The sequence below is a fragment of the Kitasatospora sp. NPDC004272 genome, assembly GCF_053603035.1.
In genome coordinates this window covers 14529-40816 of record NZ_JBSGET010000050.1, presented here as the reverse complement: position 1 = coordinate 40816, position 26288 = coordinate 14529, and the positions used below count along the sequence as shown (strand labels likewise).

The window sequence follows — 26288 nt, the reverse complement described above, 5'->3', positions numbered from 1 at the left end:
CGCCGCGTCGGGAGGGTTTCTTTACCTGGGCTTGAAGAAAGTTGCCTTAGTCAACTATCCACGTATAGTTGCTTGAGGCAACGAAATTTCAGTCGAAGGAACCGCATGTCGTCGACCCTCCCCGCACCCCCGCAGGACCGGATGTCCCACCGTCAAGTACTCGAAGCCCTCTCGGGCCTGCTGCTCGGCCTGTTCGTGGCCGTGCTCTCCTCCACGGTGGTCTCCAACGCCCTGCCGCGGATCCTCACCGACCTGCACGGAGGCGAGTCCGCCTACACCTGGGTGGTCACCGCCGCCCTGCTGTCGATCACCGCCGCCACCCCGCTCTGGGGCAAGCTCTCCGACCTGGTCAGCAAGAAGCTGCTGGTCCAGATCGCCATGGTGATCTACGTGCTGGCCTCGGCGCTGGCCGGCCTGTCGCAGAGCATCGGCATGCTGATCTTCTGCCGGGTGCTGCAGGGCATCGGCGCGGGCGGCGTGATCGCGCTCGGCCAGATCTGCCTGGCCGCGATGGTCCCGCCGCGCGAGCGCGGCCGCTACAGCGGCTACTTCGGCGCGGTCTTCGCGCTCGCCACCATCGGCGGCCCGCTGATCGGCGGCGTCATCGTGGACACCTCCTGGCTCGGCTGGCGCTGGTGCTTCTACGTCGGCGTCCCGTTCGCGCTGATCGCGATCCTGGTGCTGCAGCGCACCCTCAAGCTCCCCGAGGCCCCCGCCCGCAAGCCCAGGATCGACTACCTGGGCGCGACGCTGATCACCGCCTCGGTCTGCCTGCTGATGATCTGGATCTCGCTGGCCGGCAAGAACTACGACTGGGCCTCCTGGCAGACCGCCGTCATGGTGATCGGCGGCCTGGCGCTGGCCGGCCTGTTCGTGCTGGTCGAGAAGCGCGCCACCGAGCCGCTGATCCCGCTCGACCTGTTCCGCCACCGCACCGTCACCCTCGCCGCGGTCGCCAGCGCCTTCGTCGGCGTCGGCATGTACGGCACCACCACCTTCCTCGGCCAGTACTTCCAGCTCGCCAAGGAGAAGACCCCCACCCAGGCCGGCCTGCTCACCCTCCCGATGATCTTCGGCCTGGCGGTCTCCTCCACGGTGGCCGGCAAGCTGATCACCAAGTACGGCAAGTGGAAGGGCTTCCTGGTCGCCGGCACCGTGCTGCTCGCCGCCGGCCTCGGCCTGATGGGCACCGCCCGGGCCGACACCGCGTACGGGCTGCTCGCCCTCTACATGCTGCTGGCCGGCATCGGCCTCGGCCTGACCAGCCAGAACCTGGTGCTCGCGGTGCAGAACACGGTGCCGCGCAACGAGCTCGGCGCCGCCAGCTCTACCGTCACCTTCTTCCGCACCATGGGCGGCGCGATGGGCGTCTCCGCGCTCGGCGCGCTGCTCGGGCACAAGGTCGCCAGCTACACGGCGGAGAACTTCGCCAAGGCCGGCATCCCCGCCTCCGGCGCGGGCGGCGACGGCATCCCGGACCTCAAGAAGCTGCCCGCCCAGGTCGTCCCGCTGGTCACCGACGCGTTCGGCCACGGCGTGGGCACGGTCTTCCTGATCGCCGCGCCGTTCGCGGTGGTGGGCTTCCTGCTGGTGCTGTTCATCCGCGAGGTGCCGCTGCGCACCTCCAACGAGGAGCGCCCGGCCGCCCCCGCCGAGGCCGGGGCCAAGGCCGCGGAGCTGGTCGCCGACTGACCGGCGGCCGTCCGCCGACGACATGCGAGAAGGGCCCCCGCCACGGTGGCGGGGGCCCTTCGTCGTGCGTCCTTCGTCGTGCGTGCCGCGTGCTGCGCGGGGGCGTGCTGCGCGGGGTTACTTCGCGGCGATCAGCGAGATGCCGTACAGCACCACGGCCGCGCAGGCCGCGAAGCAGACGCCCGCGGCGACCAGGGCGGGGACGCCCTTGCCGGTGCCCGCCGTGACGGCGGCCTCCCGGCGGGACAGGGCGAGGTTGCCGAGTGCGAAGACGACGACCACGGCGAGGGTGACGAGCAGGCTGACGCCCGTGGTCTCGGCCAGTGCGGCCCACTTGATGTTCATGGCGGGGGTTCCTCTCAGGCCGCGAGGGTGGTCGGGGCGGGGACGGCGGGCAGTTCGACGGCGGGCTGCGCCTCGCCGTTGACGTTGTCCGCGTGCACCGGCTGGCGGCGCGAGACCAGCCACATCGAACCGGCGCCCGCCACCAGCGCCAGGCCCACCAGGGCCACGCCCCAGTTGCCGCGGTCGGCGACCAGCGCGGCCGCGCCGGAGACCACGGCGGCGGCCGGCAGGGTCAGGCCCCAGGTGTAGGCCATCCGGCGGACCATGCCCCAGCGCAGCTTGCCGGACGGGCCGCCCAGGCCCGCGCCCATGATGCCGCCGGAGCAGACCTGGGTGGTGGACAGGCCGTAGCCCATGTGCGAGGAGGTCAGGATCACCGTGGCGGCCGCGGTCTCCGAGGCGAAGCCCTGCGGCGGCCGGATGTCGGCCAGGCCGGAGCCCATCGAGCGGATGATCCGCCAGCCGCCCATGTAGGTGCCGAGCGCGATGGCCAGACCGGCGCTGACGATCACCCAGACCGGCGGGCCGTCGCCCTTGTCCAGCGCGCCGGCCGAGATCAGGGTCAGCGTGATGATGCCCATGGTCTTCTGCGCGTCGTTGGTGCCGTGCGCGAGCGAGATCAGCGAGGACGAGAAGACCTGGCCCCGGCGGAAGCCCTTCTCGGTGCCCGCCTTCGGCGCGCCCCGGGTGATCAGGTAGGCCAGCTTGGTGGCGCCCCAGGAGGCCACGCCCGCGATGATCGGCGAGGCGACCGCCGGGATCAGGATCTTGGAGACCACGGTGGTGAAGTTCACGCCGTGCAGGCCGACGCCGACCACGGTGGCGCCGATCAGGCCGCCGTACAGGGCGTGCGAGGAGGACGAGGGCAGGCCCTTGAGCCAGGTCAGCAGGTTCCACAGGATCGCGCCGACCAGGGCGGCGAAGATGATCGAGGGCTGCAGTCCGGCCTTCTCGTTGACGAGGCCGCCCGAGATGGTGGTGGCCACCTTCACGGAGAGGAAGGCACCGGCGAAGTTCAGCACCGCCGCGATCGCGACGGCGACCTTGGGCTTGAGTGCGCCGGTCGCGATGGAGGTGGCCATCGCGTTGGCGGTGTCGTGGAAGCCGTTGGTGAAGTCGAAGGCGAGCGCCGTGATGATCACAACGGCCACCAGGAACGTGATGTGTTCCATACCCAAACAATCGTCGTAGTGGTCGGACTGACGTTGCTGTCCTTGGCGAAGGTAGGGAGGGATGGTGAACGGGAGGTTAACTGGGAGCGGAGTAGTGGTTCCGTTCGTGGCGGGGGAGTTACCGGCGGGGCCGGTTTCCGTGGAGGGCGGCCGGGCGCCCGCGTCCCGCCGTGAGACCGTTCTCACACGTCGGGTCGGATGAGAATTCACCCGGCGGTCCCGAAAGCACCTGCCGCCAGCAGGGGTTCCCGTGGCAGGATCGGTCCGATCGCCGACGGACAACCAGGGGAGGGCCGGCCGATGGGGGCTGGACAGCGGACCGAATCGACCGGCCTGCGACCGTGGGTGCGTGCCGCGCTGCGCTGCGGGGCGGTGCTCGCCGCCGCCGCGCTCACCCTGCCCTTCCTCGGCTCGGCCGCGTACGCGGTGCCCGAGCCGGGCGTCCCGACGGTCGCCGCCCCGACGGTCGCCCCCGGAACCGACCCGCTGGCCGACGCCAAGCGCACCCTCGGGCCGCTGCTCGACCAGCTGCACGAGCTCTACCAGCAGGCCGAGACCGCCACCGAGACGTACAACGGCACCGTCGCCGCGCTCGCCGAGCAGCAGACCACCGTCGAGGACCTCGACTCGCGGGCCGAACGGCAGCAGGCCGCCGTCGACGCCGGGACCGACCTGGCCTCGCAGCTCGCCGCCGCGCAGTACCGCAACAACCAGATCTCCGGGTACGCCGAGCTGCTGATGGCCGACAACCCGTACGAGGCCGTGGTGATCGCCGAACTCCTGCGCTCCGCCGGGCACTCGCAGAAGGAGTTCCTGGACCGGCTCAAGGCCGACCGGGACACCCTCGACGCGCTGCGCACCGCCGCCCAGCAGGCGGTCGCCGAGTCGAAGGTGCTGGCCGCCGACCAGGAGAAGGCCAAGAACGACGTGGCCGCCAAGCTGGCCGCCGTCGAGCAGCTGGTCGGCTCGCTCACCGGCGCCCAGCGCGACGAACTGGCCGGACTGGAGAAGCAGCAGGCCAACGAGGCCCAACTCGCCTTCCTCGCCTCCGGGGCGCTCGGCAAGGGCGAACGGACGCCGTCGGCGGCGGGCCGCAAGGCGGTCGCCTGGGCGCTCCAGCAGCTCGGCAAGGACTACGTGTGGGGCGGCGCCGGACCGGACGTGTTCGACTGCTCCGGCCTCACCTCGCAGGCCTGGCTGCACGCCGGGGTGCCGATCCCGCGCACCAGCCAGGAGCAGTGGGCGCAGCTCAAGCACGTGCCGCTGAACCAGATCCGGCCGGGCGACCTGATCGTCTACTTCGGCGGCGCGACGCACATCGGCATGTACATCGGCGGCGGCCTGATCGTCCAGGCCCCGCACACCGGGGACGTGGTGAAGGTCTCGCAGATCGGCGCCATGCCGATCCTGGGCGCGGTGCGCCCGGACGGGGACGACGCGGCGGACGACGCGGGCGGCGAGTGGAAGGTGCCGGACGTCGAGCTGGGCGCGGTGAAGATCCAGCCGGCCAAGCCGTCCACGCTCCCGACACCGCCTGCGGCGTCGCCGACGCCCACCGCGCCGAGCACGCCGAGCGCTTCCGCGACGCCTTCGGGGACGGGGACGCCGAGCGGGTCCGGTTCTCCGAGCGGGTCGGGGTCGCCGAGCGGGTCGGGGTCGCCGAGTGGCTCGGGGTCGCCGAGTGGCTCGGGGTCGCCGAGTGGCTCGGGCTCGCCGTCGGGTTCCGGGTCGCCGTCGGGGTCGGGTTCGGCCTCCGCCGCGCCGAGCGACTCGGGTTCGGCTCCGGCTTCGGCTTCGGGCCTGGCGAGTTCGAGCGGGACGCCCAGCGGGTCGGGGTCGCCGAGCGGGGACGACTCGGCGACGCCGTCGGGGAGCCGGTCGGCGGGCTGAGGCGCGGGCGGCCGGGAGCGGCGGCACGCACCGTGCCCCGCCGGGCGGCACGCACCGTGCCCCGCCGGGCGGCAGCAGCCGCGGCCCGGCCGTTCCCCGGGCCCCTGGCGGGGCCCTCGCACGGCGGGGCCCCGCGGCGGCTCCCCGGTCGGGCTATTCGGCTTCGAAGCGGATCAGGACGGACTTCGAGGTCGGGGTGTTGCTGATGTCGGCCGTGGAGTCCAGCGGGACCAGGACGTTGGTCTCCGGGTAGTAGGCGGCCGCGCCGCCGCGGGCGACGGGGTAGTGGACCACCCGGAAGTGCGGGGCGCGGCGTTCGGTGCCGTCGGTCCACTCGCTCACCAGGTCGACGAACTGCCCTTCGGCGAGGCCGAGTTCGGCGGCGTCGGCGGGGTTGACCAGGACCACGCGGCGGCCGCCGGTGATCCCCCGGTAGCGGTCGTCCAGGCCGTAGACGGTGGTGTTGTACTGGTCGTGCGAGCGGAGCGTCTGGAGCAGCAGGCGGCCCGCGGGGACCTCGGGGGCGGTCAGCGGGTTGACGGTGAAGTTGGCCTTCCCGGTGGCGGTGGGGAAGGTGCGGCTGTCGCGCGGGGCGTGCGGGAGGGCGAAGCCGCCGGGGCGGCGGACCCGGGTGTTGTAGTCGTCGAAGCCGGGGACGACCCGGGCGATCCGGTCGCGGATCCGGTCGTAGTCGAGGGCGAACTCCTCCCAGGGGGTGGGGTCCTGCGGGCCGAGGGCGGCGCGGGCGAGGCGGGCGACGACGGCGACCTCGGAGAGCAGGTCGGGCGCGGGCGGGCGCAGGCCGCCGCGGGAGGAGTGCACCATGCCCATGGAGTCCTCGACGCTGACGAACTGCGGTCCGGCGGCGGTCAGGTCGCGGTCGGTGCGGCCGAGGGTGGGCAGGATCAGCGCGCGGGCGCCGGTGACCACGTGCGAGCGGTTGAGCTTGGTGGAGACGTGCACGGTGAGCCGGCAGCGGCGCATCGCGGCCTCGGTGGCCCCGGTGTCGGGGCTGGCGGAGACGAAGTTGCCGCCCATCGCGAAGAACACCTTGACCCGGCCGTCGCGCATCGCCCGGATGGTGTCCACGGTGTCGTGGCCGGGCGCGCGCGGCGGCTCGAAGGCGAACTCCTTGCCGAGGGCGTCCAGGAAGGCCGCGGAGGGGCGTTCGAAGATGCCCATGGTGCGGTCGCCCTGCACGTTGCTGTGCCCGCGGACGGGGCAGACCCCGGCGCCGGGGCGGCCCACGTTGCCGCGCAGCAGCAGGAAGTTGACCACCTCGCGGATGGTGGGGACGGAGTGCTTGTGCTGGGTGAGGCCCATCGCCCAGCAGACGATGACCTTCCGCGAGCCGAGCACCAGGCGGTGCAGCTCCTCGATCTGCTCCCAGGGCAGGCCGGTGGCGCGCAGCACGGCGTCCCGGTCGAGTTCGGCGGCCTGGGCGGCGAACTCCGGGTAGCCGGCGCAGTGTTCGGCGACGAAGGCTTCGTCGACGGCGCCCGGGGTGCTGAGCAGCAGGTGGTTCAGGGCGCGGAACAGGGCGAGGTCGCCGCCGAGCCGTATCTGCAGGAACAGGTCGGTGAGCCTGGTCCCGCCGCCGACCAGGCCGCGCGGGGTCTGCGGGTTCTTGAAGCGTTCGAGCCCGGCCTCGGGCAGCGGGTTGACGCTGACGATCTTCGCGCCGGCCCGCTTGGCGCGCTCCAGGGCGGAGAGCATCCGGGGGTGGTTGGTGCCCGGGTTCTGGCCGGCGACGACGATCAGGTCGGCCTGGTACAGGTCCTTGAGCGAGACGCTGCCCTTGCCGACGCCGAGCGTCTCGGTGAGCGCCGAACCCGAGGACTCGTGGCACATGTTGGAGCAGTCCGGCAGGTTGTTGGTGCCCAGCCGGCGGGCGAACAGCTGGTACGCGAAGGCGGCCTCGTTGGAGGTGCGGCCGGAGGTGTAGAAGGCGGCCTCGTTCGGGGAGTCGAGCGCGGTCAGCTCCTCGGCGATCAGCGCGAAGGCGTCGTCCCAGCCGATCGGCGCGTAGTGGGTGGCGCCCTCGTCCAGCAGCATCGGGGTGGTGAGCCGGCCCTGCTGGCCGAGCCAGTAGCCGGAGCGCTCGGCGAGGGCGGCCACCGGGTGCTCGGCGAAGAAGGCCGGGGTGATCCGGCGTTCGGTGGCCTCCTCGGCGACGGCCTTGGCGCCGTTCTCGCAGAACTCGGCCAGGTGCGGCTTGTCCGGCTCGGGCCAGGCGCAGCCGGGGCAGTCGAAGCCGCCGGGCTGGTTGACCCTGCGCAGGGTGGCCAGCACCCGGCCCGGCGACATCTGCTCGGACGCCATCCGCAGGGTGTGCCCGATCGCGGGCAGGCCGGCGGCGGCGTGGGCCGGGGGTGCGACGTGCGGCGCGTCCTGGGCGGGGTCGCGGGGCGGGGGCTGCTTGGCCATGGCGGGCTCTCCGGAAGGCTCGGGTCATTCGAGCGTATCCGGTACGGGTGTTCGACGGCCCGGGCGGTCAGTCCTCCTTCTGGAGTTCGACGAGCAGGCGGCGGGCGACGGCGTCGTTCTGCCGGAAGGACGGGGCGTCGGTGCGCGGGCGGGCGAAGGCGGCCGGCGCTCGGGTGGTGGTGGGGGCGCCGAGGGCGGTGCGGCGCGGGTGCGGGCGGCCGCCGAGGGCGGGGTCGAGCAGCCGGGCGTCGGGGTCGGTGCGGAGCAGCCCGGAGCGGTAGGTGTGGCCGTCGGGGTCGGTCAGCCGTTCCTCGTCGATCCGGCCGTCGCGCAGGAGTTGGCGCAGCAGCGGGTCGTTGGTGCGGTCCAGGGCGTGCCGGGGGAGGAAGGCGTCGACCAGGGCGGTGCCGTGGACGTGGTGGCCGGGCAGGGCGGGGGAGGAGGCGCGGAAGGTGCCGTGCTCCTCGTCGAGGTCGACCCGCAGGTCGGGGCCGAGGAAGTGCAGCAGTCCGGCGTCGGAGAGGGCGAGCAGCTGCTCCAGCCGGAAGCCGGGCGGGCCGGAGGCGTAGAAGGAGAAGAAGCCCTGCCACCAGCCGTCGAGTTCGGCGGCGGTGGAGCGGGCGGTGAGCGGGTGCAGCGGCAGCAGGCGGATGAGGGTGCCGTAGACCGAGAGCAGGGCGTAGAAGGCGCCGAGGTCGGCGCTGTGCCGCAGGTCGGAGCGGCGGGCCAGGTCGGCGCGCAGGTGGGAGCGCAGGTGCTCCTGGAGTTCGGCGGGGCTGCCGACCCGCAGGCCGGCGAGCGGGCGGTCCAGGCGGTCCAGGTCGAGCCGGTCCTCGGGGTCGGGGACGGCGGCGGCGACCAGGGCGGCGCGCTCGGGGCCGTCCCAGGGGAGCGGGTCGTAGCCGGCCAGGAACTCCGCCCAGGGCAGGGTGGTGCGTTCGGGGTGGCCGTGGAACAGCTCGTGGTAGTAGGCGAAGCCGAGTTCCTTGGCGATGGCGGGCCACAGGTCGCGCTTGAACTCGATCGGCTCGTCCGGGAGTTCGAGGTCGGGGCCGAAGTAGCGGGGCAGCGGCGGGGGTGGCCCCTGGAGCCGGTAGCCGGTCTTGGCGTGGTACGGGACGCCGCGCCGGGAGCCCGCGTGCAGCACGGGTTCGCGGCCGGAGGGGTGGTAGCGCAGGCCGCCGCCGGGCTTCGGGGTGAAGCGGCCGCCGCGGCCCTCGGTGAGCAGCGCGACCAGGTCGACGAAGGCCAGGCCGAGGCCGCGGACGACCACGTGCTCGCCGGGGGCCAGACCGGACAGGTCGGAGTCGGCGGTGAACGCGGGCGGCAGGTAGCTGCGGCCGTGCCGTTCGGCGAACTCGCGCGGTTCGGCGGTGTCGGGGCCGGGTGCGGAGTCCAGGTGGCCGAGGGCGAGCACCACCCGGTCGGCGAGCAGCACGGTGTCGGAGAGGTGGACGCGCTGCGGCCCCTCCGGGTCGCCGGTGATCCGACGGGCGGTGTCCTGGTGGACGAACAGCCGTACGTTGTCCGGGAGTTCGCCGGAGGCCCGGCGCAGCACCCAGTCCAGGTAGCCGCTCTGGGCGCGCCGGGTGGGGAAGTCGGTGGGGGCCAGGGCGTGCAGTTCCGCGGCCACCTCCGGGTCCTCGACCGGCCGGTACGGGGGGTGGGCGGCCGGGTCGGCGGCCCACTCGGCGAGCGAGGGGCCGGGGCGGACCGGGCCGTCCATGGTGGTGCGCTCGTCGGTGAACATGGTGACGTCCTCGGCCATCGAGTTCATCCGCAGCAGCGGGGACTGCGCGTGCCGCCAGATCCGGCCCCCGCCGGGCGGGTGCGGGTCGACCAGGTGGACGTCCAACTCGACTCCGGGGCCCAGCAGTTCGGGCGCGTTGGCGGCGATCCGCTCCAGCAGGCCGGTGCCGCGCGGCCCGGCCCCGATCACGACCAGTACGGGCACCGCGCTCACCGCCCGGCCGGGCGGCGCGACGGGAGCCGGCCCAGCAGGGTCCGGAACCGCTGCCAGGGCGTCGGCGGCAGCCCGGCGCGGGTGGCGCCGCGGGCGAAGTGCCGCTCCAGGTAGTACTGGCCGACGGACAGCACGCTGGTCACCGCGATGTACCAGAGGGTGACCACCATCAGCAGCGGGATCACCCGGTAGGTCTGGTTGTAGATCAACTGGGCGGAGAACAGCAGGTCGTGGACGGCCAGCACGCTGATGATCGAGGTGCCCTTGAGGGTGCCGATCAGCATGTTCCCGGCGGGCGGCAGGATCGCCCGCATCGCCTGCGGCAGCACGATCCGGCGCAGCACCCGGCCGCGGTTCAGGCCGAGCGAGGCGGCCGCCTCCAGTTGGCCCTGGTCGACCGACAGGAGGCCGGAGCGCACCACCTCTGCGGCGAACGCGGCCTCGTGCAGGGTCAGTCCGATCAGGGCGGTGAGCACCGGGCCGAGCAGGTTGACCGTCTTCACCGCGAACAGCTCGCCGCCGAACGGCAGGGGCAGCGACAGCGTCGGGTACAGCGCCCCGATGTTGAACCAGATCAGCAGCTGGACCAGCAGCGGGGTGGCCCGGAAGATCCACACGAAGCCCCAACTCAGGCTCTGCAGCACCGGGTTGTCCGAGAGCCTGGCCGCCGCCAGCGCGGTGCCCAGGGCGAAGCCGAGGGCGGTCACCGCGCCGGTCAGCCAGAGCGTCAGCAGCAGGCCGCGCAGGATCGACGGGGCGGTCAGGTAGGTGCCGACCACCGACCACTCGAAGGCCTTGTTCCCGATCAGCGAGCGCACCACGAGGGCGGTGGCGAGCAGCGCCAGGCCGCCGCTGACGTACCGACCGGGGCGGTGGCGGGGCACGATCGGCAGCGTGGCCAGGGCGGCGGGGCCGGCGGCGGCGGACGCCTCGGCCGGGGCCCCGGGGGCGGGTGGCGGGGCGGAGCGGGGGCTGGTGGACGGGACGGCGGGCGAGGCCATGGAGGGCTCCAACGGGCGGCGGGGCAGGCGGTCTCCGCATGCCGTCACTCACGCGACCGCGTCCCTCAACGCGGCTGGGCCTGGCGGCAGTTCGGCCGGGCCCGGGCAGTTCTCGCTCCGATTCGATCGTACGCGTGAGCGACTGGAGGCTGTCAAGGACGCGGGTGTGACGTCGGTGTTTCGTACCGGCCGGAAAGGTTGACGGGCCGTCGGCGGCACTGCTCAACTGTTCGACATGACAGCCGAGCAGCCCGCCCTCGTGACGCGAGGCCACATCGACTTCGGTCGGGTGTGGTCCGCGGCGTGTCGCGGCTGACCCGGCAGCGGGCCGCCTGACCGGCCCTTCCTCCCTCCGGGAGTCCTCCCTCGGTCGCCCCTGTTGCGGGCCGGGACACCGTCCGTCCGGACGGATCGACAGGCGTACGCTGCCGCCTCCCCCAGCACCTCCCGCTCGCTCCTGAGCCGGCGCCCCGTCACGCGCCCGCGCCCGTCCTCCCCACCCGCCGCCGCCGTCCGCACCCGCCTGCCGAGGCTTCCTCCGGCACGCCCGGACCCGGCCCCGCACCACTGGAAGAGGCTCCGCCATGCCCGTCGAGTTCCTCGGAATCGCCGCCACCGGCGACGGTTCGGAAACCACCGCCCGCACCACCCACGCTTTCGACCGCGACTACACGCTGCGCCTGGCCCGCGCCCACGAGGACCACGGCTGGGACCGGGTGCTGTTCGCCTACAGCGCCGGAGCGCCCGAGCCCGCCGCCGCCGCCGCGTACCTCGCCGCCAAGCTGGACCGGCTGCAGATCCTGCTCGCGCACCGGCCGAACGTCTCGTACCCGACCTTCGCCGCCAAGACCTTCGCCACCCTGGACCGGATCAGCGACGGCCGGCTCACCGTGCACTTCATCACCGGCGGCAACGACCACGAGCAGCAGCGCGAGGGCGACTTCCTGCCCAAGGACCGCCGCTACGACCGCACCCGCGAGTACATCGGCATCGTCAAGAAGGCCTGGACCAGCCGCGAGCCCTTCGACCACGAGGGCGAGTACTACCGCTTCAACGACTTCGTCTCCAGCGTCTTCCCGGTCCAGCAGCCCCGGCCGGACGTCTCCTTCGGCGGCTCCTCGCCCGCCGCGTTCGCGGCCGGCGGCGCCGAGGCCGACATCTACGCGCTGTGGGGCGAGCCGCTGGCCCGCACCGCCGAGCAGATCGAGCTGGTGAAGGCCGCCGCCCGGGCCGCAGGGCGCACCGACACCCCGCGGATCCAGGTCGCCTTCCGGCCGATCATCGCGCCCACCGAGGAACTCGCCTGGGAGAAGGCGCACCGCACGGTCGCCGCGATCAAGGCCCACCGGGAGTCCAGCCCCCAGGTCCGCCGCCGGTTCAGCACCGGCAACGCGCCGGAGAACTCCGGCTCGCAGCGGCTGCTGGAGATCGCCGAGGCCGGCGAGCGCTACGACCGCGCGCTGTGGACCCCGACCGCCGCCGCCACCGGCGGCTCGGGCAACTCCAACGCCCTGGTCGGCACCCCCGAGACGGTCGCCCAGGCGCTGCTCGACTACTACGACCTCGGCGTGGACATCCTCTCCGCCCGCGGCTACGACCACGTCGACGACGCCATCGACTTCGGTCGGCACGTCATCCCGATCGTCCGCGAGGAGGTCGCCAAGCGCGACGCCGCCAAGGCGGCCCGGGTCGGGGACGCCGCAGCCGGATGAGCGCCCTGACCGTGGTGCGGGCCGCCCTCGGCGACCCCCTCACCGAGCCGCTGGTCCGCGAACTCACCCACGAGTACGTCACCCGCTACGGCCCCGGCGGGCACGAGGAGATGGCCCGGTACGGCGCCGAGGAGTTCACCCCGCCGGACGGCCTGCTGCTCCTGCTGCTGCGCGACGGCGAGCCGGTGGCCGGCGGCGCCTACCGCCGCCACCACGAGGAGCGCACCGCCGAGGTGAAGCGGATGTGGACCGCCGCCGGGCACCGCCGGCAGGGCCTCGGCCGACGGGTCCTGGCCGAACTGGAGACCGCCGCCCGGGAGGCCGGCTACCGGCGGGTCTTCCTCACCACCGGGCCCCGCCAGCCCGAGGCCAAGGGCCTCTACCTGGCGGCCGGCTACACCCCGCTGTTCGACCCCGACGCGCCGCCGCAGGACCGGCCGCTGCCGTTCGAGAAGGACCTGCCCCACCCCCGTCCGTCCCGTCCCCGTCCGTCCCACCCGCAAGACCTGGCCGCTGCGGCGGCCGGAAAGGCACCCTCCAGATGAAGCGCCACCTCCCCGCCGTCGCCCTGGCCTCCGTCGCCGCCCTGGCGCTGGCGGGCTGCGGTTCCGACCCGGCGACCGGCTCCGACGCCGCGCCGGTCGGCGTCCAGCCGAGCCAGGACGTGCTGTCCGGCGTGCAGAAGAACGAGGCGGCCGCCGCGCTGCTGCCCGCCGACGTCAAGTCCGCCGGCACCATCAAGCTCGGCGGTTCGGTCGGAGCCGCGCCCGCGGCGTACTACCCGGAGGGCCAGAAGCAGGTCGCCGGCCTGGACGTCGACCTGGTCAACGGCGTCGCCAAGGTGCTCGGGATCACCGTGCAGCGCGAGGACGCCGCGTTCGAGACCATCCTGCCCGCGCTCGGCAGCGGCAAGTACGACGTCGGCACCGGCAACTTCGGCGTCACCGAGGCCCGGCTGAAGACCGTCGACTTCGTCACCTACATCGACGACGGCCAGGGCTTCGCGGTGCGCGCCGACAACACCGCGCTGACCGGCGTGACCGACCTGTCCCAGCTGTGCGGCCTGACCGTCGGCACCGGCGCGGGCACCACCTTCGAGGCCACCCTGAACGCCAAGAAGGACGTCTGCGCCCAGAACGGCAAGAAGCCGTACGAGGTGAAGTCCTTCTCCGAGAACGCCGCCGTGATCACCGGCCTCCAGCAGGGCCGGCTGGACGTGGTGATGTCCACCATCAACGGCCTGCGCTACCAGGCGAACCAGCCGGCCTCGAAGACCCGCTTCCTCGGCGAGTACCACCGGCTCGACGTCGGTTTCGCGTTCAAGAAGGGCTCGACGCTCACCCCCGCCTTCCAGGCCGCCGTCAACGAGCTGATCAAGGACGGCACCTACCAGAAGATCCTGGCCAAGTGGGGCACCACCGACTCGGCGATCACCGAGTCCAAGATCAACCCGCCCGAGCACAGCTGATCCCGGGAGCCCCCGATGACCGCCGTGACCCCCGAACAGGCCCTACCGCTCCGACCACCCGCCGACTCCGTCGAGGGGCTGACGATCGTCCCGCACCGCAGGCCGTGGCGGCTGGTGGCCGGCCTGGCCGCGCTGGTGCTGGCCGCCCAGTTCCTGCACGGACTGGCCGTCAACCCCGGCTGGGACTGGCCGACCTTCCGCGCCTTCGTGTTCTCCGACAGCATCCTGCGCGCGGTCGGCGTCACCCTCCAACTCACCGCCTACGGAACCGTCCTGGGCTTCGCGCTGGGCGCGGTGATCGCCGCGCTGCGGCTGTCCGGCAGCCCGATCCTGCGCACCATCGCCTGGACGTACGTGTGGGCGTTCCGCTCGATCCCGCTGATCGTGCAGCTGGTGTTCTGGTTCAACCTGGCCTACCTGTACAAGCGGATCGGGATCGGCATCCCGTTCGGCCCGACCTTCGCCTCCTTCGGCACCATGGACCTGCTCGGCGCCCTCGGCGCGGCCGTCCTCGGCCTCGCCCTGCACCAGGCCGCGTACGCCGCCGAGATCATCCGCGGCGGGGTGCTCGCGGTGGACGCCGGACAGCTCGAAGCCGCCGCCGCGCTCGGCATCCCGAAGTTCCGGCAGGCCTGGCGGATCGTGCTGCCGCAGGCCATGCGCGGCATCCTGCCGAACGCCGCCAACGAGGTGATCTCGCTGTTCAAGGGCACCTCGATCGTCTACGTGATGGCGATCGGTGAGCTCTTCTACCAGGTCCAGGTGATCTACGGCCGCACCGGCCGGGTGGTGCCGCTGCTGATGGTCGCCACCGTCTGGTACGTGCTGCTGACCACCGCCCTCTCGCTCGTCCAGTACTACGTCGAGCGCTACTTCGCCCGCGGCAGCGAACGCCACGCGCCGCCCACCCCCTGGCAGCGGCTGCGCGCCGCCGTCACCGAGATCAAGGAGAAGCGGGCATGAGCGGCGACGGCGCCACGGCCATGGTCGAAGTACGCGGCGTGCACAAGCGGTTCGGACGGCTGGAGGTGCTGCGCGGCATCGACCTCGACGTCCGCCCCGGCACCGTCACCGTGGTGCTCGGCCCGTCCGGCTCCGGCAAGTCCACCCTGCTGCGGGCGGTCAACCACCTGGAGAAGCTCGACCAGGGGTACGTCCGGGTGGACGGCGAACTGATCGGCTACCGGCGGGTCGGCGACAAGCTGCGCGAACTGCCCGAGCGCGAGGTGCTCAAGCAGCGCACCCGGCTCGGCTTCGTGTTCCAGAACTTCAACCTGTTCCCGCACCTGACCGTGCTGGAGAACCTGGTGGAGGCCCCGGTCGGCGCGCTCGGCGTGCCCAAGGAGCAGGCCCGGGCCCGGGCGCTGGAACTGCTGGAGCGGGTCGGCCTCGCCGACAAGGCCGCCGAGTACCCGCGCCGGCTCTCCGGCGGCCAGCAGCAGCGGGTCGCCATCGCCCGGGCGCTCGCCCTGGAGCCCAAGGTGCTGCTGTTCGACGAGCCGACCTCGGCGCTCGACCCCGAACTGGTCGGCGAGGTGCTCGACGTGATCAAGGACCTGGCCCGCACCGGCACCACCATGATCGTGGTCACCCACGAGATCGGCTTCGCCCGCGAGGTCGCCGACACGGTGGTGTTCATGGACGGCGGCGTGGTGGTCGAACAGGGGCCGCCGGCCCAGGTGCTGGACGACCCGCAGCACGAACGCACCCGCGCCTTCCTCGCCAAGGTCCTCTGAAATCCCTTTCCTGACGAAGGAGTCGCCCACATGTCCGTGAACCGCCGCACCATCGCCTCGGCCGCCGCCGTCCTCGCCGCCACCCTGCTGCTCACCTCCTGCGGCTCCTCGAACAACGCCTCCGCCGACCTGAAGGGCAAGAAGGAGGGCACCGCGCCCAACGGCGTGAAGATCAACTTGACGCCCGACCAGAACCGGATCACCACCCCCAAGGTCGACTCGATCGCCGCCCTCCTCCCCGAGGAGATCCGCCGAAGAGGCACCCTCCAGGTCGCGGCGAACGTCGGCACCGTCCCGCCACTGGGCTTCTACGCCACCGACGACAAGACCGTCATCGGCACCGAGCCCGACCTGGCGCACCTGATCGCCGACGTGCTCGGCCTGAAGATCGAGGTCAACCCGGTCTCCTGGGAGAACGTCTTCGTCGGCCTGGACAGCGGCAAGTACGACGTCGGCATCACCAACGTCACCGTCACCGAGGCCCGCAAGGAGAAGTACGACTTCGCCACCTACCGGCTCGACATCCTCGGCTTCGAGGCCAAGAAGGGCGGCAGCTGGAAGGTCACCGGCCCGGCCGACGTCGCCGGGCACACCATCGGCGTCTCCTCCGGCACCAACCAGGAGAAGCTGCTGCTGGCCTGGAGCGACCAGGACGTCAAGAACGGCCTCAAGCCGGTCGACGTGAAGTACTACCAGAACGCCTCCGACTACTACCTGGCCCTCGGCTCCGGCCGGATCGACGCCTGGCTCGGCCCCAACCCGGCCGCCGCCTTCCACTCCGCGCAGACCGGCGAGACCGAGGTGATCGGCACCTACTCCGGCGCCGGCGACACCGTCCTCGGCAAGATCGCCGCCACCACCAAGAAGGACAACGGCCTGGTCAACGCGCTCAACGCGGCGATCAACGAGACCATCAAGAACGGCACCTACGCCCAGGTCCTCAAGCGCTGGGGCCTGGACAACGAGGCCGTGCAGACCTCCGAGATCAACCCGCCCGGCCTGCCCAAGACCAACAGCTGACGCCTCCCCGGCGCGCCCCGGAGCGCATCCCTCACCACCCGTGCGGGATGCGCTCCAGCACGCCGCCCGCGAACACGTCGTACAGCGGCAGCGACTCCAGGTGCACGTAGCCGATGTGGCAGTCGCACGACCCCAACGGGCAGGCCCGCGGCCGCAGTTGCTCCCGGTACGAGTCGTCGTACAGGTTGCCCAGCGGCGGCCGGACGAAGTGGCAGCGGCGCACCGTCCCGTCCCCGTCCACCGACAGCACGCTCTCGCCCGTCCGGCACGGCAGCCCCGCGCTGCGGTGCGGGTGCCGGCTGTAGCCGAACAGCGGGTCCAGCTCCGTCCACCGCGCGGCCTCGGCGTCGGTGTAGGTGAGCCCGTCGGCCGCGTTCACCCACAGGTACACCTCCGCCGGCAGCGCCGCCCGCAGTCGGCGGGCCGCCGCCAGGTGCTCCGGCTGCCCGACCACGCCCACGCTGAACCGCACGCCCAGCGCGGTGAGTTCGGCGCACTTGGCGAGGAAGCGCGGCTCGCCGACCTGCCCCGGGTGGTACGTCACCCAGAGCGCCAGCTTCGCGCGGTCCGCCTCCGCCAGCCAGGCCGTCCGGCAGCTCGCGTTGGTCTGGATCGCCACCCGCTCCAGGTGCGGCAGCCGGCTCAGCTCCACCATCGCCCGCCGGTACCAGCTGCGCACCAGCCCCTCGCCCCACGGCGTGAACAGCACCGACAGCCGCCCGTGCCGGTACGCCGCCGCCCAGGCCGTGAACCGCTCCAGCGCGGCCCGGTCGGCCCGCAGCAGCTGGGGGGTGTCGCGCCGCTTGGCGAACGGGCAGTACGGGCAGTCGTAGTCGCAGGAGGACAGCGGGCCCCGGTACAGCAGGGTCAGGTGGTCGCTCACTTGGCCTCGTACTCCGCCATGTTGGCGCGCACCGCCGGCGAGAACAGCCGCGGCCCCACCGCGTCCGACCAGGCCAGGCCCTCCGCGCTCAGCAGCAGCCGGGCCGGGTCCCGCGCCGACAGCCAGCCGCGGGCGGCGAACTCGGCCAGCTCGGCCGGGAAGTCCAGCTCCGGGGCGCTGCCGAAGCGCTCCCGGTAGGCCGCCAGGTCGACGCCGTCGCCCTGCAGCAGCGACTGCACCAGGTGGCGGCGGCGGGTCTCCTCGTCCGTCATCGCCCAGCCCAGCTCGGCCCGGGAGAAGTCCGGCGCGGCCACGTAGTCGTCGATGATCCGGCGCACCTCGCGGGCGTCCACCGCGTAGTCGAAGGAGTAGTGCAGCCGCGAGGTGTACGAGCGGGCCCCGCAGCCCAGGCCCACCATGCCGTCGGTCTGGCAGGCGTACTCGCCCGCGCTCGCGCGCGCCGCGCCGGCCCGGCGGAACATCCGCATCGACACCTGCTCGTACCCCTCGGCCAGCAGGTGGTCGCGGCCCGTCCGGTACAGCGCCAGCCGCTGGGCGTCCCACTCCGGGCTCGGCGCGTCGGCCGCGCCGTGCCGGCCCAGGCCGGTCAGCGGCCGGACGTACAGCGGGTACAGGTACAGCTCCTCCGGCTGCCAGCGCAGGGCCGCGTCGAGGGACTCCACCCAACTGGCGGGCGTCTGGCCGTCGATGCCGTAGATCAGGTCGATGTTCAGCACCGGGAACCCGGCGTCCCGCACCCGCCCCAGCGCGGCCTCCACCGCCGCCCGCTTCTGCGGGCGCACCGCCGCCCGGGCCTCCCCGTCCAGGAACGACTGCACGCCCAGGCTCAGCCGGGTCGTGCCGCGCTCGGCCAGCACCCGCAACCGGTCCGCCGTCGCGGTGTCCGGCGACGCCTCCACCGAGAGCGGCACCGCCCGCAGGTCCGCCCCCATCCGCGACTCGGCGATGTCGCACAGCCGCTCCAGCTCGGCCGCGGTCAGGTAGGTCGGCGTCCCGCCGCCGAACGCCGCCAGCGCGAACCGGGCGTCCGGCGCCAGCGCCTCCCGCACCTGCCCGGCCTGCCGCTCCAGCGCGTCCAGGTACGCGGTGGTCAGCCCTTCCGGACTGCCGATCCGGGTGAACAGGTTGCAGAACCCGCACCGCACCTCGCAGAACGGCACGTGCAGGTACAGCGACAGCGCGTCCTGCTTCTCCCCCCGCCACAGCTCCGCGAGCCGCGGCCGCTCCGGCAGCGCGCGGTACGCCGTCTTGTGCGGGTACGCGTAGACGTAACTCCGGTACGGGGACTCGGCGGTGGTGGTGCTCATCAGGACTCCCGTGACGGGCCGGCGGGAAGGAAGAAGTGCGCGTACGGGACGGTCCAGACCACCTCGTGGCCGATCCGGTGGCCGGTGTACCCGTCCTCGCCGTACGCGGTGCCGTGGTCGGAGCAGACGATCGCGAAGCACGGCCGCCGGGCGCTCATCGCCGCGAACAGCCTGCCCACGTGCGCGTCCACGTACTCCAGCGCGGCGGCGTGCGTCTCCCGGCTGTCCCCGTCCGCGCGGGTCGCACCCGGCAGGTGGAACCAGTTCGGCTGGTGCAGCGCCGAGACGTTCAGGAACAGGAACAGCGGCCGATCGGGCGGCTGCTCGGCCGCGACCCGCTCCGCCACCGCCACCTGCGACTCGAAGGAGGTCGGCGACGGCACCCCCAACTCCGGTGCCCAGTGGCTCTCCTGGAACAACCCCGGCAGCACCGAACCCAGCGGCCCCCGCTTGTTGAAGAACCCCACCCCGCCGATGCACACCGTCCGGTACCCGGCCCCGGCGAGCGCGGTCGGCAGGTCCGGCGCGTCGAACACCCAGGTCCGCGGCTCGGTGGTCTCCGAACCGGCGAACCGCGCCGCGAACAGCCGCGGGTGCGGCCCGTCCGGCGAGGCCGGCGTCGGCAGGAACCCGGCCAGGATCGCCTGGTGCGCGGCGTACGTGAAGCTCCCCGGCGAGTGCCGCCGCTCCCAGCCGGCGGGCGGCAGGACCTTCGCCAGATTGGGCAGCCGCCCCGCCGCGAACAGCTCCGCGGCGACGTCGAAGCGCAACGTGTCGAGCGTGACCAGCAGCAGGTCGTGCGACCCGACGACCTCGTTCATGTCGGGGATCTCCGCGGCAGACGAAGGGGAACGAACCAGGGGCTCGGGAAGAACGGCGGGATCCACAACGGGGGCTCGGGGAACGGCGAGTCCGTGCTGCTGCGTGTCTTCAACGGAACCCGGAGCCGATGCGCGCAACGGCAGTGAACCGCTCGCAGACTGGGCCTCGCCGTTCCCCGAGCCCCTGGCGGGGCTCTCTCGTCCGTTCTCGGCCGAGCCCCTGGCGGGGCTTCCCGTCAGTTCATAGGCGGGCGAAGCCAGTTGGGCCGCGTAGGTGTCCAGGCCCGCGGCCGGCCCCTCGGGGAGGCCGGGGAGGTTGGGGAGGAGGTCGCCGAAGGCGTTGACCTCGGCGACCGCGGCGCGCTGCCAGCGGGAGTGGGGGAGGAGGTCGACGCCGACCATGGGGGCGTGCGGGAAGCACCTCGCGGCGGCCTCCGCGGTGGCGAGCAGCTCGGGCCAGTGCTCGCCCGCGGCGGCCCGGGCGAGGTCGGTACCGCCGCGGGCCCCGCCGAGGTGCAGGTTGGTCATCGGGTGCCGGCTGGTGCGGACCACCGCGTGGGTGGCCCGGCCGCCGACCACCAGGACCCGCAGGTCCGCCGCCCGGCCGTGCTGGCCGGACTTGGGGATCCAGCGTTCGACGTGCAGGCCCTCGGGGGCGAGCCGGTCGACGAGTTCGGCGACCTCCGCCGCGGAGCGGTAGCGGCGGACGGCGAGCGAGTTGTGCAGCCCGCCCGGGGCGAGCTCCACCGAGGTGGTGGCCTGGACCCGGCCGCGCGGGCCGAACTCCAGCGCCACCACGCCGGACGCGGAGGAGCCGTGCACCGGCTTGAGGAACACCCGGCGCATCCCGGCCGCCGCCAGCCGCTCCCGCAACTCCTCGAAGCCGGACGGGAGTCCGCCGGGCAGCGCGGGCGGCACCGGCACCCCGGCGGCGGCCAGCCGGGCGTGGGTGCGCCGCTTGTCGAACATCACGGCGATCTCGTCCGGGTCGCCGAGCAGGCGCACCCCGGGCCGGGCGGCCAGCCCGCGCAGGGCGGCGGTGACGCCCGCGTACCAGGCGGGGCCGCCCTCGACCCGGGTCGCGGCGTACCCCGGGCCGAGGACGGGACCGCGCAGCAGCCGGTCGGCCTCCGGGTCCTCGCCGGGCGAGTCGAGCCGGACCACCGCGCCGGGCGGCAGTCCGTACCGTCCGCGCAGCAGGTCCGACCAGGGCAGCACGGCGGGTTCCGGCCGCCCCGCGGCGCGGGCCGCGGCGGCGAACAGGGTGACCCGGCGGTGCCCAGGGCAGCCCAGGACGACCAGGGGGGACGGCTGGTGCGAGGTCAACGTTCCGCCGTCCCGCCTACTCGGAGATGGCGACGTAGCGCCAGTTGTCGCCCGGGTCCTCGGCGTCGGAGAGGTCGATCGCGACCCCGGGCAGCGCCTCGCGCAGGCGCTGCTGCATGCCCTCGGTGAGGTAGTGGTGGTGCAGGTCCAGGGTCTTCAGGTGGGTGAGCGGCTGGCCCTCCAGCAGCGCCGCCGCGCCCTCGTCGGTGAACGCGCCCATGGACAGCGACAGGCCGGTCAGCCGGGGCACCACGGGGGCCCGGGCGACCAGTGCGGCGATCCGGTCCTGCTCCTCGGAGTCCTGCAGGCCCAGGTGGGTCAGCGCGGGCAGCTTGGCGCCGGACAGGAACGGGGCGAGGTCCTCCAGCGTCCAGTCGCCGCCGTAGCCGTCGACGCCGAGCCACAGCTCCAGCCGCTCCAGCGCCGGGAAGTCGCAGGCGCCGACCGCCCGGACGACCGGGGCGGGCAGGCCGCCGGACTCGAAGCGCAGCGCCCTCAGCCGCTCGTGCCGCAGCGGCTTGAGGGCGAGCCGCTCCTTGTCCTCGTAGTCCGCGGCGGAGCCGCGCACCACCAGTTCCTCCAGCAGCGGGAAGGCCTCGAACACCGGCGTGACGTCGCACATCTGGAGCCAGGAGATCTCGCACTCCTCGCCGGTGACGTCGCAGAGGAACAGCGCCCGCAGCGCCGGCATCCGGTCGGCGGCGGCGAGGATCAGCGGCAGCGCCTCGGAGAGCGGCTCCGGCTCCTCCGGGAACCAGCGGCCCAGCACCAGCGCGGTGACCTCCGACAGGTCGACGGCGTCCACGAACGCCTGCCACAGCGCGGGGAACTCCCCCTCCTCGTCCTCCCAGTCCAGGCCGACCCGCCAGGCGGTGCTGCCCGCCGCCGGGAGGTCGCCCTTCTCCCGGGCGGTGTGGAAATCGGTGACCGGGAGGCCGTGGAACTCCTCGGCGTGGTCCCTGACAACCATGCGCTGCTCCTCGCTGCTTCTTCGTCGTACCGCTGCTGTCCGTCGCGGCCCGCGGTGGGCCGCGCGGCCCGTGAGGACCCCGCGGCCCGCGGCAGGCCTCGCGGCCCGTGGTGGACCGGAGACCTGTCTACCAGGCGCCCGTGACGTTCACCCGCACGAAGGACGCGACGGGAGCGGGGTTGTCGGTGGCACGGCCTAGTTTTCGGGGCACGGAGTTCGGCAGCGGGCCGGACCTGACAGCGGGAGGCCCCGTGTACCGCCAGGGAGACGTACTGATCGTGCCGGTCGCGCAGAGCGCGGTGCCGGCCTCCGTCGCCCACCTGGCGCGCCGGCCGCGGGACGCCCGGGGGCGGCTGGTGCTGGCCCTCGGCGAGGTGACCGGGCACGCCCACGCGGTGGTCGGCCCGGGCGAACTCGCCCGCGAGGGAGGCCCGTTCGCCCCCGCCTGGCTGCACCTGCCGGAGGGCGGCCGGGTCGTCCACGAGGAGCACGCGGCGATCACCCTGCCCAGCGGCTGGTTCCGGGTGGTCCGCCAGCGCGAGTACGCGCCCGGCGCGGTCCGCATGGTCGCCGACTGAGCCCGCCCGCCCGCCACCCGCCCCAGACCCAGCCCACGGAGAACCGATGACCAGCCAGCTGACCGGCCGTCCGGCCGACCTCTCGGCGGCCCACTGGCGGGCCGTCGCCGCCGCCACCGGCCCCGCCGACCGCGCCACCGCCGAACAGGCCGTCAGGGACGCCTACCGGGCCGCCGGGCTCGCCGAGCCCACCGAGTTCCGCTGGTACCCCTCGCCGCGCGCCGCCCTCGCCGAACTCCTCGACCACCGGGGCGAGTTCGGGGCCAGCGTGCGCGAGCAGGTGCGCACCGCCGCCTGGGAACGGGCCCGCACCGGCGCCCTCGGCGCACTCGGCCCCACCGGCTGGGCCGAACTGTGGAACACCACCGGCGGCGAACTCGTCGGCACCACCGACCTGCCCGCCGAACGCGTCCGCACCGCGCTGCTCGACCACTTCGCCCCCGAGCCCGAGCCGATCGACGACTGGCGCGAGGCCCGCAAGCCCGAGAACCTGGCGCTCCGCCAGGCCGCCGCCGAACGGCGCGGCATGGTCCGGCTCGCCCTGCTGGACGCCGTGGCCGGCCAGCACGACGCCGCCTGGCTCGCTGCCTTCGACACCGCCGGCACCGGCGACGCGGCCCTCGCCGCGCTGGCCGGCGTCGCCCGCCAGACCGGCTGGTGGTGGCCGTACGAGCGCACCGTGCTGCTCAGCGAACGCCCCGCCGCCCTGCACCGCGACGAGGCCGGCCGGCTCGACCGCGCCGACGGCCCGGCCCTCGCCTACGCCGACGGCTTCGCCCTGTACGCCTGGCGCGGCATGCCCGTCCCCGCCGACTTCCCCGACCGGCTCTCCGGCCTCACCCCCGAGCGCATCCGCACCGAGGAGAACGCCGAACTGCGCCGCGTCATGCTGGAGCACTTCGGCTACGACCGCTACCTCGCCGAGTCCGGCGCCGAACCGCTGCACCAGGACGAGACCGGCGTCCTGTGGCGGATCCAACTCCCCGACGACGAACCGGTGGTGATGGTCGAGGTGGTCAACTCCACCCCCGAACCGGACGGCACCCACCGCACCTACTACCTGCGCGTCCCGCCCGGCACCCGCACCGCCCGGGCCGGCGTCGCCTGGACGTTCGGCGTCGAGGAGGCCGACTACCGGCCGCAGCGCGAGACCTGACCGGCGGCGGGAGACCTGACCGGCGGCGGGCGGCCGCTGTCAAGGGTGCGGGCCGATGATTCGGCCTGCGCCCGGCCCCCTCCGAATGGGAGGAATTCGCCGAAGCGGCACCGCTGTTCCGCAGGCGAGCGCCCCTGATATACCTCGATGTCCCGGGGCGGCGACGACCCGCTCCCGAGACGAACAGGTGGTGACGGACAGTGAAGCTCCTCCGCGTGGGCCCGGCCGGCGCAGAACGACCGGTCGTGCTCGCCCCCGACGGCACCGCCCGCGACCTCCGCCCGCTCACCCCCGACCTCGACGGCGCCTTCCTCGCCGGGTTCGACCCGGCGGCCCTCGACCCCGCCACCCTCCCGGTCACCGACCTCGCCGGCGAACGCGTCGGCCCGCCGGTGGCCCGCCCCGGCAAGATCGTCGGCATCGGCCTCAACTACCGCGACCACGCGGCCGAGGCCGGCGCCGCGATCCCGACCGAGCCGGTGGTCTTCCTCAAGCCCGTCAACACCCTGGTCGGCCCCCACGACCAGGTGCTCGTCCCGCGCGGCAGCCTGAAGACCGACTACGAGGTCGAACTCGCCGTCGTCATCGGCCGCACCGGCCGCTACCTCGACACCCCGGCCGACGCCGCCGCGATCATCGCCGGCTACGCCGCCGCCAACGACGTCACCGAGCGCGCCTTCCAGTTCGAGCGCGGCGGCCAGTGGGACAAGGGCAAGTCCGCCGAGACCTTCACCCCGCTCGGCCCCTGGCTGGTCACCCCCGACGAGCTCGGCGACCCGCAGGCCCTCGACCTGCGGCTGTGGGTCAACGGCGAACTCCGCCAGAACGGCTCCACCGCCGAGATGATCTTCCCGGTGCACGAAACCGTCCGCTACCTCACCCACTTCATGCGCCTCGACCCCGGCGACATCGTCATCACCGGCACCCCCGCCGGCGTCACCCTCGGCCGCCCCGGCACCCCCTTCCTCCGCGAGGGCGACAGGCTCACCCTCGAAGTCACCGGCCTCGGCCGCCAGGAGACCACCCTCGGCCAGGCTTAGTACGAGCACCGTCAGGGGCTCGGGGAACGGCGAGGCCCGGTCTGCGCGAGGTGCACTGCCGGAGCGCGCATCGGCTTCGGGTTCCGTTCAAGACACGCAGCAGCACGGACCTTCGACGGACTCCGGCCGTCAGCAGCATCGACCCGCCGTTCCCCGGGCCCCTGAACGCGACTCCTCACAACCCCATCGCGCGCAGGCGCGCGACGAGCACGCCCGCCGGGCTGTCCGCCGTCTCCAGCGCCAGCCAGCCGTGCAGGACCTCCGCGGTCTGGGCGTCGCGGACGGCGGTGGCCGCGGCCATCACCACGAACTGGTCGACCAGCCAGGCGCACAGCGAGTCGGCCGGGATCTGCCGCCCCTCGTCGAGCCAGCTGATCGCGGAGGCTTCGACCACCGAGATCCACGAGCGGACCAGCAGGGTCAGTCGCGGTCCGGCCTCCCGCACCCCCAGGTACCGCAGGGTGCGCCTCAGCGCCGCGCGGCGCACGTCGTCGACGATGGCCGAGGTGCGCGCGGTCTCGACGACCGAGCCGCCGCGCAGCAGCGCGCCGTAGCCGGCGGCGTGCTCGCCGACGAAGTCGAAGTACCGGTGCAGGACGGCGCCGAGCTGCTGGGTAGGGGTGCCGTCGGTGGCTTCGACGGTGAACCGGGTGGTGAGTTCGGAGGCGGCGCTGCGCAGGGCCGCCTCGTACAACTGCTGCTTGCCGCCGGCGAAGTAGCGGTAGACCAGCGGCCGGGAGGCGCCGGCGGCCTCCGCGACGTCGTCCAGGGAGACCTCCTCGGGCGGGCGGGAGGCGAACAGTTCGAGGGCGACGGCGATCAGTTGTTCGCGCCGTTGCTGGACGGGCAGCCTCCGGTAGGTGGCGCGGCGGGGGCGCTGCGCGGCGGTGGGGTCGTCGACGGGGTCCCCGACGGGGGAGGGGGTCGCTGCCATGGGTGCCAGGGTAGACCTCGGGCGGGCCGCCGCACCCGCTGCGCACGGCCGCGACCGGCGGAGTTCCCGTCGGGCGGGGCCCGGTCCGCGGCCGCAGACTGGGGGCCGGGGCCAGCGGAGGACGGCGAGGAGCGGCCGGTGCGGTGGGTGCGGGCGGTGTGGCGGTGGATCGGGAGGTCGCCGGGGACGTACGTGTGGCTGCTGCTGCTGGCGCTCACCAGTTTCGTGGTGGCCCGGATGGATCCGGCGGCGCTGGACTACTTCCTGCAGAAGCGTTCCACCAACGTCGACCAGCTCACCTCGCGCCCGGTGCACGCCCTGCTGGCCAGCCTGATCTGGACCGAGCAGGCGAACTTCCTGTTCTACTTCGTGGTCTTCCACGTCTTCCACGTGCCGGCCGAGCGCTGGCTGGGCACCCGCCGCTGGCTGACCGTCGCGCTGACCGCGCACGTGCTGGCGACCTTCGTCAGCGAGGGCGTGGTGGCCTGGGGCGTCAACCACCAGGTGCTGCCGTCGAACATGTCGACCACGGTGGACGTCGGCGTGTCGTACGCACTGGCCGGGGTGGAGGGCGTGCTGACGTACCGGCTGGCCGGGGCGTGGCGCTGGGTGTACGGGTGCGGGCTGGTCGGCTTCTACCTGGTGCCGCTGCTGACCTCGCACACGTTCACCGATCTGGGGCACTTCTGTTCGGTGCTGATCGGCCTGGCGTTCTACCCGATCACCCGGGGCCTGCCCACCTGGGACCCGTGGCGCAGCGTGCGCCGGCCGACCCCCGTCAAGGGCTGACGATCCCGAGGGCGGACAGGGGTTGAATTCGCCTGCC

General features: G+C 73.6%; 22 protein-coding genes and 1 pseudogene. 12 read left to right on the top strand and 11 right to left on the bottom strand.

The window, feature by feature from the left end; translation table 11 throughout:
• Positions 1-105: 105 nt before the first annotated feature.
• Positions 106-1692, top strand: a complete 1587-nt coding sequence (locus tag ACWEO5_RS17525) for an MDR family MFS transporter (RefSeq protein ID WP_452163207.1) — start codon at positions 106-108, stop codon at positions 1690-1692.
• 117 nt (positions 1693-1809) lie between these two features.
• Here the strand turns inward: ACWEO5_RS17525 and ACWEO5_RS17520 are convergent, their stop codons facing one another.
• Both ACWEO5_RS17520 and ACWEO5_RS17515 read right to left on the bottom strand, forming a co-directional pair.
• Positions 1810-2037: a hypothetical protein gene (locus ACWEO5_RS17520; RefSeq protein WP_452163206.1), complete on the bottom strand. Its 228-nt coding sequence runs from the start codon at positions 2035-2037 to the stop codon at positions 1810-1812.
• A 14-nt stretch (positions 2038-2051) separates the two neighbouring features.
• Positions 2052-3209 (bottom strand): anion permease, encoded by a 1158-nt coding sequence (locus tag ACWEO5_RS17515; RefSeq protein ID WP_452163205.1) that lies wholly within the window; start codon positions 3207-3209, stop codon positions 2052-2054.
• Positions 3210-3509: 300 nt separating this feature from the next.
• Here ACWEO5_RS17515 and ACWEO5_RS17510 point away from each other — a divergent pair, with 300 nt between their 5' ends.
• Positions 3510-5099, top strand: coding sequence for an NlpC/P60 family protein (locus ACWEO5_RS17510; RefSeq protein ID WP_452163204.1), 1590 nt, complete (start codon positions 3510-3512; stop codon positions 5097-5099).
• A 153-nt stretch (positions 5100-5252) separates the two neighbouring features.
• Here the strand turns inward: ACWEO5_RS17510 and ACWEO5_RS17505 are convergent, their stop codons facing one another.
• From ACWEO5_RS17505 to ACWEO5_RS17495, 3 genes are all read right to left on the bottom strand, one after another.
• Positions 5253-7526 (bottom strand): FdhF/YdeP family oxidoreductase, encoded by a 2274-nt coding sequence (locus tag ACWEO5_RS17505; protein ID WP_452163203.1) that lies wholly within the window; start codon positions 7524-7526, stop codon positions 5253-5255.
• 67 nt (positions 7527-7593) lie between these two features.
• The gene (locus ACWEO5_RS17500; protein WP_452163202.1) at positions 7594-9480 is read right to left on the bottom strand and encodes an FAD/NAD(P)-binding protein; all 1887 of its coding nucleotides are present in this window, start codon (positions 9478-9480) and stop codon (positions 7594-7596) included.
• A 5-nt stretch (positions 9481-9485) separates the two neighbouring features.
• A complete protein-coding gene (locus tag ACWEO5_RS17495; protein WP_452163201.1) occupies positions 9486-10490 on the bottom strand; it encodes an amino acid ABC transporter permease in 1005 nt (334 codons plus the stop codon).
• Between the two features lie 584 nt (positions 10491-11074).
• Between ACWEO5_RS17495 and ACWEO5_RS17490 the strand changes: the two genes are divergently transcribed.
• The 6 genes from ACWEO5_RS17490 to ACWEO5_RS17465 are packed head-to-tail and all read left to right on the top strand — an operon-like array spanning position 11075 to position 16426.
• Positions 11075-12202 carry an LLM class flavin-dependent oxidoreductase gene (locus tag ACWEO5_RS17490; protein ID WP_452163200.1) on the top strand — a complete coding sequence of 376 codons (1128 nt, stop codon included), beginning with the start codon at positions 11075-11077 and terminating at the stop codon, positions 12200-12202.
• Positions 12199-12747, top strand: a complete 549-nt coding sequence (locus tag ACWEO5_RS17485; RefSeq protein ID WP_452163199.1) for a GNAT family N-acetyltransferase — start codon at positions 12199-12201, stop codon at positions 12745-12747. Before ACWEO5_RS17490 ends, ACWEO5_RS17485 begins: the two co-directional genes overlap by 4 nt.
• Positions 12744-13670, top strand: coding sequence for an ABC transporter substrate-binding protein (locus tag ACWEO5_RS17480; RefSeq protein WP_452163198.1), 927 nt, complete (start codon positions 12744-12746; stop codon positions 13668-13670). Before ACWEO5_RS17485 ends, ACWEO5_RS17480 begins: the two co-directional genes overlap by 4 nt.
• A 15-nt stretch (positions 13671-13685) precedes the next feature.
• Positions 13686-14633, top strand: a complete 948-nt coding sequence (locus tag ACWEO5_RS17475) for an amino acid ABC transporter permease (protein ID WP_452163197.1) — start codon at positions 13686-13688, stop codon at positions 14631-14633.
• A 20-nt stretch (positions 14634-14653) separates the two neighbouring features.
• Positions 14654-15406, top strand: a complete 753-nt coding sequence (locus ACWEO5_RS17470) for an amino acid ABC transporter ATP-binding protein (RefSeq protein ID WP_344557241.1) — start codon at positions 14654-14656, stop codon at positions 15404-15406.
• A 30-nt stretch (positions 15407-15436) separates the two neighbouring features.
• Positions 15437-16426 carry an ABC transporter substrate-binding protein gene (locus ACWEO5_RS17465; RefSeq protein ID WP_452163196.1) on the top strand — a complete coding sequence of 330 codons (990 nt, stop codon included), beginning with the start codon at positions 15437-15439 and terminating at the stop codon, positions 16424-16426.
• 31 nt (positions 16427-16457) lie between these two features.
• On the opposite strand, the gene ACWEO5_RS17460 is transcribed toward ACWEO5_RS17465, so the two are convergent.
• The 5 genes and pseudogenes from ACWEO5_RS17460 to ACWEO5_RS17440 form a co-directional block, all read right to left on the bottom strand.
• Entirely contained in the window at positions 16458-17309 is an 852-nt protein-coding gene (locus tag ACWEO5_RS17460) for an STM4011 family radical SAM protein (protein ID WP_452163195.1), read from the bottom strand.
• Entirely contained in the window at positions 17306-18637 is a 1332-nt protein-coding gene (locus ACWEO5_RS17455; protein WP_452163194.1) for an STM4012 family radical SAM protein, read from the bottom strand. Before ACWEO5_RS17455 ends, ACWEO5_RS17460 begins: the two co-directional genes overlap by 4 nt.
• On the bottom strand, positions 18637-19458 hold the full coding sequence (locus ACWEO5_RS17450) for an STM4013/SEN3800 family hydrolase (RefSeq protein WP_452163216.1): 822 nt from the start codon (positions 19456-19458) through the stop codon (positions 18637-18639). Before ACWEO5_RS17450 ends, ACWEO5_RS17455 begins: the two co-directional genes overlap by 1 nt.
• 252 nt (positions 19459-19710) lie before the next feature.
• Positions 19711-20784 (bottom strand): annotated as a pseudogene (locus ACWEO5_RS17445) (STM4014 family protein); the annotation flags it as partial.
• A gap of 16 nt (positions 20785-20800) precedes the next feature.
• Positions 20801-21754, bottom strand: coding sequence for an STM4015 family protein (locus ACWEO5_RS17440; RefSeq protein ID WP_452163193.1), 954 nt, complete (start codon positions 21752-21754; stop codon positions 20801-20803).
• A 251-nt stretch (positions 21755-22005) separates the two neighbouring features.
• Between ACWEO5_RS17440 and ACWEO5_RS17435 the strand changes: the two genes are divergently transcribed.
• The 3 genes from ACWEO5_RS17435 (at position 22006) to ACWEO5_RS17425 (ending at position 24528) form a co-directional block, all read left to right on the top strand.
• A complete protein-coding gene (locus ACWEO5_RS17435; RefSeq protein ID WP_452163192.1) occupies positions 22006-22332 on the top strand; it encodes a hypothetical protein in 327 nt (108 codons plus the stop codon).
• 46 nt (positions 22333-22378) lie between these two features.
• On the top strand, positions 22379-23488 hold the full coding sequence (locus ACWEO5_RS17430; protein ID WP_452163191.1) for a DUF6745 domain-containing protein: 1110 nt from the start codon (positions 22379-22381) through the stop codon (positions 23486-23488).
• 200 nt (positions 23489-23688) lie between these two features.
• Positions 23689-24528, top strand: coding sequence for a fumarylacetoacetate hydrolase family protein (locus tag ACWEO5_RS17425; protein ID WP_452163190.1), 840 nt, complete (start codon positions 23689-23691; stop codon positions 24526-24528).
• Between the two features lie 175 nt (positions 24529-24703).
• On the opposite strand, the gene ACWEO5_RS17420 is transcribed toward ACWEO5_RS17425, so the two are convergent.
• Positions 24704-25462: a TetR/AcrR family transcriptional regulator gene (locus ACWEO5_RS17420; protein WP_452163189.1), complete on the bottom strand. Its 759-nt coding sequence runs from the start codon at positions 25460-25462 to the stop codon at positions 24704-24706.
• Positions 25463-25600: 138 nt separating this feature from the next.
• On the opposite strand from ACWEO5_RS17420, the gene ACWEO5_RS17415 reads away from it, so the two are divergent.
• Complete coding sequence (locus ACWEO5_RS17415) at positions 25601-26251, top strand: rhomboid-like protein (RefSeq protein WP_452163188.1); 651 nt, start codon at positions 25601-25603, stop codon at positions 26249-26251.
• The last annotated feature ends 37 nt before the right edge of the window (positions 26252-26288 follow it).

Bases quoted from the DNA above. Each gene is read 5' to 3' on its own strand.
- ACWEO5_RS17515 (WP_452163205.1), bottom strand. From the start codon at position 3,209: ATGGAACACATCACGTTCCTGGTGGCCGTTGTGATCATCACGGCGCTC.
- ACWEO5_RS17465 (WP_452163196.1), top strand. From the start codon at position 15,437: ATGTCCGTGAACCGCCGCACCATCGCCTCGGCCGCCGCCGTCCTCGCC.
- ACWEO5_RS17520 (WP_452163206.1), bottom strand. From the start codon at position 2,037: ATGAACATCAAGTGGGCCGCACTGGCCGAGACCACGGGCGTCAGCCTG.
- ACWEO5_RS17440 (WP_452163193.1), bottom strand. From the start codon at position 21,754: ATGGTTGTCAGGGACCACGCCGAGGAGTTCCACGGCCTCCCGGTCACC.
- ACWEO5_RS17495 (WP_452163201.1), bottom strand. From the start codon at position 10,490: ATGGCCTCGCCCGCCGTCCCGTCCACCAGCCCCCGCTCCGCCCCGCCA.
- ACWEO5_RS17485 (WP_452163199.1), top strand. From the start codon at position 12,199: ATGAGCGCCCTGACCGTGGTGCGGGCCGCCCTCGGCGACCCCCTCACC.
- ACWEO5_RS17470 (WP_344557241.1), top strand. From the start codon at position 14,654: ATGGTCGAAGTACGCGGCGTGCACAAGCGGTTCGGACGGCTGGAGGTG.
- ACWEO5_RS17490 (WP_452163200.1), top strand. From the start codon at position 11,075: ATGCCCGTCGAGTTCCTCGGAATCGCCGCCACCGGCGACGGTTCGGAA.
- ACWEO5_RS17450 (WP_452163216.1), bottom strand. From the start codon at position 19,458: ATGAACGAGGTCGTCGGGTCGCACGACCTGCTGCTGGTCACGCTCGAC.
- ACWEO5_RS17525 (WP_452163207.1), top strand. From the start codon at position 106: ATGTCGTCGACCCTCCCCGCACCCCCGCAGGACCGGATGTCCCACCGT.
- ACWEO5_RS17455 (WP_452163194.1), bottom strand. From the start codon at position 18,637: ATGAGCACCACCACCGCCGAGTCCCCGTACCGGAGTTACGTCTACGCG.
- ACWEO5_RS17510 (WP_452163204.1), top strand. From the start codon at position 3,510: ATGGGGGCTGGACAGCGGACCGAATCGACCGGCCTGCGACCGTGGGTG.
- ACWEO5_RS17475 (WP_452163197.1), top strand. From the start codon at position 13,686: ATGACCGCCGTGACCCCCGAACAGGCCCTACCGCTCCGACCACCCGCC.
- ACWEO5_RS17480 (WP_452163198.1), top strand. From the start codon at position 12,744: ATGAAGCGCCACCTCCCCGCCGTCGCCCTGGCCTCCGTCGCCGCCCTG.
- ACWEO5_RS17505 (WP_452163203.1), bottom strand. From the start codon at position 7,526: ATGGCCAAGCAGCCCCCGCCCCGCGACCCCGCCCAGGACGCGCCGCAC.
- ACWEO5_RS17430 (WP_452163191.1), top strand. From the start codon at position 22,379: ATGACCAGCCAGCTGACCGGCCGTCCGGCCGACCTCTCGGCGGCCCAC.
- ACWEO5_RS17420 (WP_452163189.1), bottom strand. From the start codon at position 25,462: ATGGCAGCGACCCCCTCCCCCGTCGGGGACCCCGTCGACGACCCCACC.